The organism is Rahnella variigena, from assembly GCF_003610915.1.
Taxonomy (GTDB): Bacteria; Pseudomonadota; Gammaproteobacteria; order Enterobacterales; family Enterobacteriaceae; genus Rahnella; species Rahnella variigena.
The window spans coordinates 907,211-919,235 of record NZ_NSDJ01000001.1; the positions used below are offsets into that span (position 1 = coordinate 907,211).

A 12,025-nucleotide genomic window follows, 5' to 3' on the forward strand; every position below is an offset into this window, starting at 1 on the left:
TCATGGCGGTATCACAACCTCTACCCGACCAGCCGTGCGGCGCAGAATATCTGCGTGCCGTGCTGCGTGCGCCGGTTTATGAAGTCGCGCAGGTGACGCCTTTGCAGGTCATGGAAAAGATCTCTTCCCGGCTGGGTAATACCATTCTGGTGAAGAGGGAGGATCGTCAGGCCGTCCACAGTTTTAAACTGCGCGGTGCGTATTCGATGATTGCCAGCCTGACCGAAGAGCAGGCCGCACGCGGCGTCGTCACGGCGTCAGCGGGCAATCACGCACAGGGCGTCGCATTGTCGGCGACCAAAAAAGGCATCAAATCTCTGATTGTGATGCCGGTGGCGACAGCCGATATCAAAGTGGATGCCGTGCGTAATTTTGGCGGCGAAGTGCTGCTGCATGGCGCGAATTTCGATGAGGCAAAAGCCAAAGCGATTACGCTGTCGCAGGAACAGGGCATGACGTTTGTGCCACCGTTCGACCATCCGGCGGTGATCGCCGGACAAGGCACGCTGGCGATGGAACTGCTGCAACAGGATGCGCATCTCGATCGCGTATTCGTACCCGTCGGTGGTGGCGGTCTGGCTGCCGGTGTGGCGGTGCTTATCAAACAGCTGATGCCGCAGATTCAGGTGATCGGCGTTGAAGCCGAAGATTCAGCCTGTCTGCGCGCGGCAATGGACGCCGGTGAACCGGTGGATCTGGCGCGTGTCGGGTTGTTCGCAGAAGGCGTGGCGGTGAAGCGCATCGGCAACGAAACCTTCCGTCTGTGTCGCGAATATCTCGATGACGTGATCACTGTCGACAGCGATTCCATCTGCGCCGCAGTGAAAGATTTGTTCGAAGACGTCCGTGCAATTGCTGAACCTTCCGGCGCGCTGGCGCTGGCGGGACTGAAGAAATACGTGCAGCAGCACAACATTCAGGGCGAGCGTCTGGCGCATGTGCTTTCCGGCGCAAACGTGAATTTCCACGGTCTGCGTTATGTATCAGAACGCTGCGAGCTGGGCGAGCAACGCGAAGCCCTGCTGGCGGTGACCATTCCTGAGCGCAAAGGCAGCTTCCTGAAATTCTGTCAGCTGCTGGGTGGCCGTTCGGTGACGGAGTTTAACTACCGTTATGCCGATGCGGACAACGCCTGCATTTTTGTGGGTGTGCGTCTGACGCGCGGGCATGCAGAGCGTCAGGAAATCATCGACGAACTGAATCACGACGGTTATCAGGTTGTGGATTTGTCCGACGATGAAATGGCGAAACTTCACGTGCGTTACATGGTGGGCGGGCGTCCGACCAAGCCTCTGCGCGAGCGGCTTTACAGCTTTGAATTCCCGGAATCCCCGGGTGCCTTGCTGAAATTCCTGCACACGCTGGGCACGCACTGGAATATTTCGCTGTTCCATTACCGCAGCCATGGCACCGATTTTGGTCGCGTGCTGGCGGCGTTTGAGCTGAACGAAGAAGAGCCGGAGTTCGAACAGAACCTGTCGGCGCTGGGCTATGACTGTCACAACGAAAGTGATAATCCGGCGTTCCGCTTCTTCTTAGCGGGCTAGACTCAGAGGGGCACCTGAAAAGTGCCCCTTTTTTTATCCGGCGATTGCTCAGAGTAACTGCCAGAACGCGTCGATCAGCGGTTCGTTCAGACGTTTTTTCTGCACGCAGACGCCCAGCTCCAGCGGTGCGCCGAGCGTGACGTTATCCAGAACAGAAATACGGTTGCGTACCGGCTCCGGACTGTTATCGACCACCACCGACGGAATAAGCGCGATCCCGCAACCGAGCGCGACCATCGACACAATGGCTTCGTGGCCGGACACCGTGGCGTAAATCTGCGGATTACTCAGGCGGTTACGTTTGAACCAGATGTCGATACGTTTTCGCGCCGGGCCGTGTTCCGGCAGGATGAACGGAATTTGTGACCAGTCCGGATGTGGCTCGCTGACTTGTGTACGCACCGCGCAAGGCAGCGAAGGGGAAATCAGGATCATCGGGATTTCGCCGATCTGCGTGAAATCGACGCTGCCCGGTAAACTTTCCGGACGACCTGCAATCGCCAGATCCGCTTCTGTGGACTGGACTTTTTCAACCGCATCCGCGGCGTCGCCGGTGGTCAGTTTGATTTCGACCAGCGGATGCTGCGCACGGAAACGGTCAAGGATCGGCGGTAAATGGCTGTAGGCGGCGGTGACTGAGCAGAACAGGTGCAGTTCGCCGCTCAGCGTCGGGCCATGCTGATCCAACCCGCTGCGCAGTTGCTGGTAATGGAGCAGCGTCTGCTGGGCAAAGTTTTTGAGTTGTTCGCCTGCACTTGTCAGTTGTACGGTGCGGTTATCTCGCTGAAATAACGGCTGGCCGAGTTCTTCCTCCAGCCGCTGGATCTGGCGCGATAACGTGGACGGGCTGACATGCATCGCCTTCGACGAACGCCCGAAATGGCGGCTTTCCGCCAGATGTAAAAACAGTTTCAGATCACGTAAGTCCATAAAGAATGTCCGGCTCTTTGGCGTTAAAGATGACTGATTGAGAGTATTGCATAATCTGCAACGTCATCTTCGTAATATATCAATTTAAGCAATGTGTCACATGACATATAGTGAATTCACGGCGTTCACCAGCTCACCGGTGAAACAAAAAATAACAGCACTTACCTCGATAGAACGGAGCAACACATGGCTAACTATTTCAACACACTGAACCTGCGTCAGCAGCTGGCGCAACTGGGCAAATGCCGCTTCATGGGGCGCGATGAATTCGCGGACGAAGCCAGCTATCTCAAAGGTAAAAAAGTGGTGATTGTAGGCTGTGGCGCACAGGGCCTGAACCAGGGTCTGAACATGCGTGATTCCGGTCTGGATGTGTCTTACACCCTGCGTGCAGAAGCCATTGCTGAGAAGCGTGCTTCATGGCGTAAAGCGACCGAAAACGGCTTTAAAGTCGGCACCTACGAAGAACTGATCCCGCAAGCGGATCTGGTGGTTAACCTGACGCCAGACAAACAGCACAGCGCGGTGGTTAAAGCGGTTCAGCCTCTGATGAAAGACGGCGCAACGCTGGGCTATTCCCATGGTTTCAACATCGTTGAAGTGGGCGAGCAAATCCGTAAAGACATCACCGTGGTGATGGTTGCGCCGAAATGCCCGGGCACTGAAGTGCGTGAAGAATACAAACGTGGTTTCGGTGTACCAACCCTGATCGCGGTTCACCCGGAAAACGACCCGAAAGGCGAAGGCATGGCGATTGCTAAAGCCTGGGCAGCAGCCACCGGCGGCCATCGTGCGGGCGTTCTGCAGTCTTCTTTCGTAGCCGAAGTGAAATCTGACCTGATGGGCGAGCAGACTATCCTGTGCGGTATGTTGCAGGCGGGTTCTCTGCTGTGCTTCGACAAACTGGTTGCTGACGGTGTTGATGAAGCGTACGCAGAAAAACTGCTGCAGTTCGGCTGGGAAACCATCACCGAAGCGCTGAAACAAGGCGGTATTACGCTGATGATGGATCGTCTGTCTAACCCGGCGAAACTGCGTGCTTATGCGCTGTCTGAACAACTGAAAGAGATCATGGCGCCACTGTTCCAGAAACACATGGACGACATCATCTCCGGCGAATTCTCCAGCGGCATGATGGCTGACTGGGCGAACGACGACAAAAACCTGCTGACCTGGCGTGAAGAAACGGGCGCAACTGCGTTCGAAAACGCACCACAGTTCGACGGTAAAATTTCCGAGCAGGAATACTTCGACCACGGTGTTGTGATGATTGCGATGGTGAAAGCGGGCGTTGAGCTGGCCTTCGAAACCATGGTGGCTTCCGGCATCATCGAAGAATCGGCTTACTACGAATCACTGCACGAACTGCCGCTGATCGCCAACACCGTTGCGCGTAAGCGTCTGTACGAAATGAACGTGGTTATCTCTGATACCGCTGAATACGGTAACTACCTGTTCGCTAACGCTGCCGTGCCGTTGCTGAAAGAGTTCATGACCACGCTGCAGGCGGGCGATTTGGGCAAATCTGTGGCTGAAACGCAGGTTGATAACGCGCAACTGCGTGATGTTAACGAAGCCATTCGCAACCACCCGATTGAGTCTATCGGCCGTACTCTGCGTGGCTATATGACCGATATGAAGCGTATCGCCGTCGCCAGTTAAACCCGTCATACTTCAAGCCGCAGGGGCGTTGGCTGCGTTCGTTCACCCGAATCACTTACTTATGTAAGCTCATCGGGGTTCATTCACTTGCCGCCTTCCTGCAACTCGAATTATTTAGGGTTTTCGGAAGATAAATAAAAAGGGCACTGCATGAAAATGCGGTGCCCTTTCTTTTGGTTCTGGCTGAAGCAGAACTTAGTTGCGGTACAAAATCTTAATGATGTGGTAACCGAACTGAGTGTGCAGCGGGCCTTGTGGCTCGATCAGTGGTGCTGAGAAAACTACTTTATCGAAAGCCGGCACCATTGCGCCTTGCTTGAATTCACCTAAATGGCCGCCTTTCTTACCTGACGGGCAGGTAGAATGCTTCTTAGCCAGTTTCTCAAAATCGCCACCGTTCTTCAGTTGTTCCAGAAGATCAAGCGCCTGTGCTTCTTCCTTTACCAGGATGTGCATTGCTGCGGCAGTTTTTGCCATGATAAGACCTTTTTTGCGAGAGTGTTTCCAGACGCGTAATGTAACATCTGAAACGGCGCGTGGGGAATCCGGCCTGCGTTCCGGGATAAGAATTGCGCTGTAAAGCCAGTCAATCTCAGCCGACGTTTCTGCTACAATCGCCGTCCTTGTCTATCAGGTGAGCAAAAATACGCCATGCGATTAAACCCCAGCCAACAAAACGCCGTCGAATTCGTCACCGGACCCTGCCTGGTTCTGGCGGGGGCTGGCTCCGGCAAAACCCGGGTCATTACCAATAAAATCGCACACCTGATCCGTGAATGTGGTTATCAGGCACGTCACATCGCGGCCGTCACCTTTACCAATAAAGCCGCACGCGAAATGAAAGAGCGTGTCGGACAAACCCTCGGGCGCAAAGAGGCGCGGGGCTTGCTGATTGCCACCTTCCATACGCTCGGGCTGGAGATCATCAAACGCGAATTTGCCGCGCTGGGCATGAAATCTAACTTCTCTTTATTTGATGATCAGGACCAGCTGGCGCTGCTCAAAGAGCTGAGCGAGAAATGGCTGGAGAACGATAAAACGTTATTGCAGCAACTGGTGTCGACGATCTCCAACTGGAAAAACGATCTGGTTGATCCTTCCCATGCCGCCGGTCTGGCGCGATCGGAACGCGATCAGATCTTCGCGCACTGCTACAGCCTTTATCACGACCATATGCGTGCCTGTAATATTCTCGATTTCGACGACCTGATCCTGTTGCCGACGCTGCTGTTGCAGAAAAATGAAGAAGTGCGCGAACGCTGGCAGAACAAGCTGCGTTATCTGCTGGTCGATGAATATCAGGACACCAACACCAGCCAGTACATGATGGTGAAACTGCTGGTCGGCAACCGCGCACGCTTTACGGTGGTCGGCGACGATGACCAGTCGATTTACTCCTGGCGTGGCGCACGGCCGCAAAACCTGGTGCTGCTGAAAGAAGATTTCCCGCAGTTGCAGGTCATCAAGCTGGAACAGAATTACCGTTCCACGCAGCGTATTCTGAAAGCCGCCAACATTTTGATCGCCAATAACCCGCATGTGTTCGAGAAGCGTCTGTTCTCTGAACTGGCTTATGGCGAGTCACTGAAAGTGGTGACAGCGAATAATGAAGACCATGAGGCGGAACGCGTCGTGGGTGAGCTGATCGCTCATCACTTCATCAATAAAACAGCGTATGGCGATTACGCAATTTTATACCGCGGTAATCACCAGTCGCGCCTGTTTGAAAAAATGCTGATGCAGAACCGCATCCCGTACCGTATTTCCGGCGGCACTTCCTTCTTCTCCCGACCGGAGATTAAAGACCTGCTGGCCTATCTGCGTGTGCTGACCAATCCCGATGACGACAGCGCTTTCCTGCGTATCGTTAACACGCCACGCCGTGAAATCGGTGCGGCTACGTTGCAGAAACTGGGGGAGTGGGCAAATCAGCGCAACAAAGGATTGTTCAAAGCCAGTTTTGATATGGGACTGAGTCAGTCTCTGACCGGTCGTGGCCTGGAATCCCTGCAACGTTTCACGCACTGGATGGGCAATATTTCCGAGCTGGCAGAACGTGAACCGGTCGCTGCCGTCAGAGATTTGATCCACGGCGTTGATTACGAAAGCTGGCTGTTCGAAACCTCGCCGAGTCCGAAAGCGGCAGAAATGCGCATGAAAAACGTCAATCAGCTGTTCAGCTGGATGACAGAAATGCTGGAAGGCACCGATCTGGATGAGCCGATGACGCTCACTCAGGTGGTCACGCGCTTTACGCTGCGCGACATGATGGAACGTGGCGAGAACGATGAAGAGCTGGATCAGGTTCAGCTGATGACGCTGCACGCCTCAAAAGGGCTGGAGTTCCCGTATGTCTATCTGGTCGGCATGGAAGAAGGGCTGTTACCGCATCAGAGCAGTATTGATGAAGATAACGTGGATGAAGAGCGGCGTCTGGCGTACGTGGGCATCACCCGTGCACAAAAAGAGCTGACGTTTACGCTCTGCCGCGAGCGCCGCCAGTACGGTGAGCTGATCCGCCCGGAACCGAGCCGCTTCCTGATGGAATTACCGCAGGACGATTTGGCGTGGGAAAGTGAACGTAAGGTGGTCAGCGCCCAGGAACGCATGGTGAAAGGGCAAAGCCATCTGGAGAAAATCCGCGAACAGCTGGCGAAAGCCAGGGGCGGCAATTAGTCGTCAGACTTTAATTATCAGATCTTAAACATGAACCACAAAAAAAGCAGAGGCTGATCGCTCAGGTCTCTGCTTTTTTCATGATTTTCAAATGAACGTTTACTGTTCTTCGACAAACATCGGCCAGTGGACATAACTCTGCCAGTGGCTTTCCTGTTCTAACTCTTCAGCGCGCAGCGGATGCTGTTCCAGCCAGCCCTGCGGCACAATCACACTCAGCTCATCATCATTGGCGCGTAAACGCACCGCAGGCAATGTGTCGTCGCGGCGGCGGCTGGCAAAGATAATCGCCAGTCGCATAATGCGGCAAAGACGCTGAGCCTGACGCGGCGGTACGGCATTTTGCTCATTCAGCAGCGGCAAATCCAGCGTGCCATTCTGATTTTGCAAAAGCGTTGCCAGCAGCTTTTTCTGCGCAGGCGTGAAGCCCGGCAAATCCAGATGACGAATAAGATACGCGGCGTGATGCGGCGCTTTTTTGAAATCGACACTCAGTCCGATTTCGTGGATCAGGCAAGCACTGTTGAGTAAGTCACGGGCGCGGGCATCCAGTTTCCATTCCTGAGCCACCTGCAGCGAGAAATTCTCTGCCAGCTGAGCGACGCGTTCGGCCTGTTCATTATCGAGCAGGTAACGGCGTTGCAGATTCCGCAGCGTACGCTGACGGATATCCTGTTCAATCGGCAAATGCAGCATGCCGTAAACCAGACCTTCACGCAGCGCGCCGCCAGCGAGTGTCATGGTTTCGATGTTCAGCGTTTTGAAAATGGCGATCAGAATGGACAGTCCGCTGGGGAAAACCAGCGCACGTTCAAGAGTCAGGCCTTCAATCTCCAGCTCTTCCAGTTTGCCGCACTGTATGGCGCGCTGTTTGAGTTGCTGAAGCTTAGGCAGCGTGATGCGTTCATCCATGCCCTGAGCGACCATGATTTCCTGCAATGCCTGCACGGTTCCGGAAGCCCCGACGCAAATCTGCCAGCCATTGGCAATCAGCTCAGGTGAAACAGGCAAGATCATGTCGATCGCGGCCTGTTCAGCCTGATCGAAGTTTTCTTTGGCCAGATTGCGGTCTGCAAAATAACGCTCAAGCCAGGTCACACAGCCCATGGAAAGACTGAACAGCGTGGTGGCCTGCGCGCCAACACCGGTGACCAGTTCTGTGCTGCCGCCACCAATATCAACAACCAGACGTTTATCCGGGCCGCCCGTCGTATGGGCAACGCCGTGATAAATCAGACGCGCTTCTTCTTCACCGGTGATGACCTGAATCGGACAGCCAAGGATTTCCTGCGCTTTACCCAGAAATTCGTCGGCATTACTGGCAAGCCGCAGCGTTGCGGTAGCAACGACGCGGATTTGGTCGCGGGGGATATCCTGCAATCTTTCAGAAAATAGCTTCAGGCATTGCCATCCGCGCTGCATCGCATCCTGAGAAAGCAGGTTTTGCTTATCCAGACCCGCTGCCAGACGCACTTTGCGCTTAATTCTGGCGAGGGTCTGGATACTGCCTGCCACCTCACGAACAACCAGCATGTGAAAGCTGTTAGAGCCCAGATCAATCGCTGCATACAGTGAGGTGGAGCTTAGCATAGGTTATCAGCCCGGACGTTTACGGTTGCTACGTGGTGCACTGCTGCGACGTGAAGACGAATTGCTGTTGCGACGCGGGCCGTTACCGGTACGCGAGCGGGCAAGACGTTTTGCAGGAGGCAAATCAGTTAACAGCGCATCGCTGTTATATTTACTGACCGGAATGCTGTGGCCGGTGTACGTTTCAATCGCCGGCAGATTCAGGGCATATTCTTCACAGGCCAGGCTGATGGAATGACCGCTCAGTCCCGCGCGACCGGTACGGCCAATGCGGTGTACGTAGTCTTCACAGTCGTCAGGCAGGTCATAGTTAAAGACGTGCGTTACGGCAGGAATGTGCAAACCACGGGCAGCAACGTCAGTCGCCACCAAAATATCGATCGTGCCTTTGGTGAAATCTTCCAGAACGCGCAGACGTTTTTTCTGCGGAACGTCGCCGGTCAGCAAGCCAACGCGATGACCATCGGCAGCCAGATGGCCCCAGACGTCTTCACAGCGGTGTTTGGTGTTCGCGAAGATAATGCAACGGTCTGGCCATTCTTCTTCAATCAGCGTCTGTAACAGGCGCATTTTTTCTTCGTTTGAAGGATAGAACAGTTCTTCCTGAATACGGTGACCGGTTTTTTGTTCCGGTTCGATTTCAATCGACTCGGCATTGTTCATGTTTTCGAACGCCAGTTCTTTCACACGATAGGAAAGGGTTGCTGAGAACAGCATGTTCAGGCGTTGATTAGCAGGTGGCATCCGGCGGAACAACCAGCGGATATCTTTGATGAAGCCCAGATCGAACATGCGGTCTGCTTCATCCAGCACCACTACCTGGATTGCGCCCAGGTCGATATGGTTCTGTTTAGTGTAATCGATTAAACGGCCAGTGGTTCCGATCAGGATGTCCACGCCGCTCTCCAGCACTTTAAGCTGTTTGTCGTAACCGTCGCCGCCATAGGCCAGACCTAGTTTCAGTCCGGTAGATTCAGATAATGCTTCGGCGTCGGAATGGATCTGCACCGCGAGTTCACGCGTAGGTGCCATGATCAAGGCACGCGGCTGGTTAGTCTGACGACCTTCCGCAGCAGGGTGAGAAAGCAGATAATGGAAAGTAGACGCTAGAAAAGCCAGCGTCTTGCCGGTACCGGTTTGCGCCTGACCTGCAACATCACGCCCAGCGAGCGTGATCGGCAATGCCAATGCCTGAATAGGCGTGCAGTAATGGAACCCTTTCTTTTCAAGGGCTTCTACTGCCAGCGGGTGCAGGGCGAAGTCGGAAAACTTCTGTTCGGTCAAGTGTGTTTTGCTCATAGTGTGGTAGAATATCAGCTAACTATTGCTTTACGAAAGCGTATCCGGTGAAATAAAGTCAACCTGATGTTGGTTAATGCTACATCAACAAGGTAAAGATAATCCTTTGGAGTAAACATGAGCGATAAAATTATTCACCTGACCGATGACAGTTTCGACAACGACGTATTGAAAGCCGAAGGGCTGGTGCTGGTCGATTTTTGGGCAGAGTGGTGCGGACCATGCAAAATGATCGCTCCAATTCTGGATGAAATTGCCACTGAGTTCGAAGGCAAGCTGACCATCGCGAAACTGAATATCGATGAAAACCCAGGTACTGCACCTAAATACGGCATCCGTGGTATTCCTACCCTGCTGTTATTTAAAGGCGGCGAAGTCGCAGCAACTAAAGTTGGCGCACTGTCGAAAGGTCAGCTGAAAGAGTTCTTAACAGCTAATCTGTAATAGGTCCGGATGACCCAAGCCAGGTGTTTAGCGGGCTGCCGTGTTTTTCACATTGTCCGCTAGACGCCTGTCAAGAAGCGTGCTAAGTTTACGCTTACTGCAAATAGAGCTTACCTGTAGTTTGATTCTTACGTTTTACTCTGTTGTGTCAAAAACATCTGCCTATAAAGTTTCTTTGAATAATAATTAAATTGAACTGGCACTGTGCTTGACCATCTAACGGTTTTGACAAAATCGGCTTTAAGACACCTTCAATATCAGCATTACCCCTCAAGAATCGCCCGCGTGCGACTGCCTGCGGCTGGATTTCTGGGCTGTTATTTAAGTGTCATACAATAAACAGGCATGGATGACCCTGCCATACCCATTCACGACAGATGTTCGAGACATACCCCGAGTTTAAGAACCCACCATTATGAATCTTACCGAATTAAAGAATACGCCGGTCTCTGACCTGATTGCACTCGGCGAAAATATGGGACTGGAAAACCAGGCCCGCATGCGCAAGCAAGACATTATCTTTTCAATATTGAAGCAGCATGCGAAAAGCGGAGAAGACATCTTCGGTGATGGCGTACTGGAGATATTGCAGGATGGATTTGGTTTCCTCCGCTCCGGAGACAGTTCCTACCTCGCAGGCCCCGACGACATCTACGTATCACCAAGCCAAATCCGCCGCTTCAACCTTCGCACTGGCGACACCATTTCCGGTAAAATCCGCCCACCTAAAGAAGGTGAACGTTATTTTGCCCTGTTGAAAGTTAACGAAGTTAACTACGACAAACCCGAAAACGCCCGCAGCAAAATCCTGTTCGAAAACTTAACCCCTCTGCATGCAAATTCACGTCTGCGTATGGAACGTGGTAACGGTTCAACAGAAGATTTGACCGCTCGCGTACTCGACTTAGCCTCTCCGATTGGCCGTGGCCAACGTGGTCTGATTGTTGCACCGCCGAAAGCCGGTAAAACCATGCTGCTGCAAAACATCGCGACCAGCATTGCGTACAACCATCCTGATTGCGTACTGATGGTTCTGCTGATTGACGAACGTCCGGAAGAAGTGACCGAGATGCAACGTCTGGTAAAAGGCGAAGTTATCGCTTCTACCTTTGACGAACCGGCATCCCGTCACGTGCAGGTAGCCGAAATGGTTATCGAGAAGGCGAAGCGTCTGGTTGAGCATAAGAAAGACGTGATCATTTTGCTGGACTCCATCACCCGTCTGGCGCGTGCCTACAACACCGTGGTTCCAGCGTCAGGTAAAGTCCTGACCGGTGGTGTGGACGCCAACGCCCTGCACCGTCCGAAACGTTTCTTCGGTGCTGCACGTAACGTGGAAGAGGGTGGAAGCCTGACTATCATCGCTACGGCGCTGGTCGATACCGGTTCTAAAATGGATGAAGTTATCTATGAAGAATTCAAAGGTACCGGCAACATGGAACTGCATCTGGCGCGTAAAATCGCTGAAAAACGTGTATTCCCTGCGATTGACTACAACCGCTCAGGTACCCGTAAAGAAGAGCTGCTGACCACGTCTGAAGAGCTGCAAAAAATGTGGATCCTGCGCAAAATCATTCATCCGATGGGTGAGATTGATGCGATGGAATTCCTCATTAACAAGCTCGCCATGACCAAAACCAATGACGACTTCTTCGACATGATGAAACGGTCGTAATTTGGTGTAAAACTCAGTCTAACGCCACGCTCAGTCGTGGCGTTTTTTGCTTTTGGTAGCTACCATAATGCTACTTTGGAAAGATGGTCAGACTATTCGGATAATAGCTGATGGTTTTTCACATGCCCTTTCTTTACTTTGTCGGTAGATTGCCCGAGAAATGGCAGCAGATAAGGTCTTGCCCGAGACAAAACCATAACTG

Annotated in this window: 9 protein-coding genes; 5 read left to right on the forward strand and 4 right to left on the reverse strand. The window is 53.0% G+C overall.

Translation table 11 applies throughout. The annotated features are described in order from the left end of the window. Window positions 1-2 precede the first annotated feature (2 nt). The gene (gene ilvA, locus CKQ54_RS04200; protein ID WP_120162810.1) at window positions 3-1,547 is read left to right on the forward strand and encodes a threonine ammonia-lyase, biosynthetic; all 1,545 of its coding nucleotides are present in this window, start codon (window positions 3-5) and stop codon (window positions 1,545-1,547) included. A gap of 48 nt (window positions 1,548-1,595) precedes the next feature. Here the strand turns inward: ilvA and ilvY are convergent, their stop codons facing one another. Continuing rightward, window positions 1,596-2,477: an HTH-type transcriptional activator IlvY gene (gene ilvY / locus CKQ54_RS04205; RefSeq protein WP_112290295.1), complete on the reverse strand. Its 882-nt coding sequence runs from the start codon at window positions 2,475-2,477 to the stop codon at window positions 1,596-1,598. A gap of 186 nt (window positions 2,478-2,663) precedes the next feature. On the opposite strand from ilvY, the gene ilvC reads away from it, so the two are divergent. Next, on the forward strand, window positions 2,664-4,139 hold the full coding sequence (gene ilvC / locus CKQ54_RS04210; protein ID WP_056772344.1) for a ketol-acid reductoisomerase: 1,476 nt from the start codon (window positions 2,664-2,666) through the stop codon (window positions 4,137-4,139). A gap of 195 nt (window positions 4,140-4,334) precedes the next feature. On the opposite strand, the gene ppiC is transcribed toward ilvC, so the two are convergent. Then, the gene (ppiC, locus tag CKQ54_RS04215; protein WP_015690589.1) at window positions 4,335-4,616 is read right to left on the reverse strand and encodes a peptidylprolyl isomerase PpiC; all 282 of its coding nucleotides are present in this window, start codon (window positions 4,614-4,616) and stop codon (window positions 4,335-4,337) included. A 174-nt stretch (window positions 4,617-4,790) separates the two neighbouring features. Between ppiC and rep the strand changes: the two genes are divergently transcribed. Continuing rightward, window positions 4,791-6,815 (forward strand): DNA helicase Rep, encoded by a 2,025-nt coding sequence (rep, locus tag CKQ54_RS04220; protein ID WP_120162809.1) that lies wholly within the window; start codon window positions 4,791-4,793, stop codon window positions 6,813-6,815. Window positions 6,816-6,914: 99 nt separating this feature from the next. Here rep and gppA read toward each other — a convergent pair whose 3' ends face one another. Both gppA and rhlB read right to left on the reverse strand, forming a co-directional pair. Then, window positions 6,915-8,405 carry a guanosine-5'-triphosphate,3'-diphosphate diphosphatase gene (gene gppA / locus CKQ54_RS04225; RefSeq protein ID WP_120162808.1) on the reverse strand — a complete coding sequence of 497 codons (1,491 nt, stop codon included), beginning with the start codon at window positions 8,403-8,405 and terminating at the stop codon, window positions 6,915-6,917. A gap of 6 nt (window positions 8,406-8,411) precedes the next feature. Further along, complete coding sequence (rhlB, locus tag CKQ54_RS04230) at window positions 8,412-9,704, reverse strand: ATP-dependent RNA helicase RhlB (RefSeq protein ID WP_112290300.1); 1,293 nt, start codon at window positions 9,702-9,704, stop codon at window positions 8,412-8,414. A 117-nt stretch (window positions 9,705-9,821) separates the two neighbouring features. Between rhlB and trxA the strand changes: the two genes are divergently transcribed. After that, the gene (trxA, locus tag CKQ54_RS04235) at window positions 9,822-10,148 is read left to right on the forward strand and encodes a thioredoxin TrxA (RefSeq protein ID WP_013577537.1); all 327 of its coding nucleotides are present in this window, start codon (window positions 9,822-9,824) and stop codon (window positions 10,146-10,148) included. Between the two features lie 415 nt (window positions 10,149-10,563). Next, the gene (gene rho, locus CKQ54_RS04240) at window positions 10,564-11,823 is read left to right on the forward strand and encodes a transcription termination factor Rho (protein ID WP_013577536.1); all 1,260 of its coding nucleotides are present in this window, start codon (window positions 10,564-10,566) and stop codon (window positions 11,821-11,823) included. Window positions 11,824-12,025 lie beyond the last annotated feature (202 nt).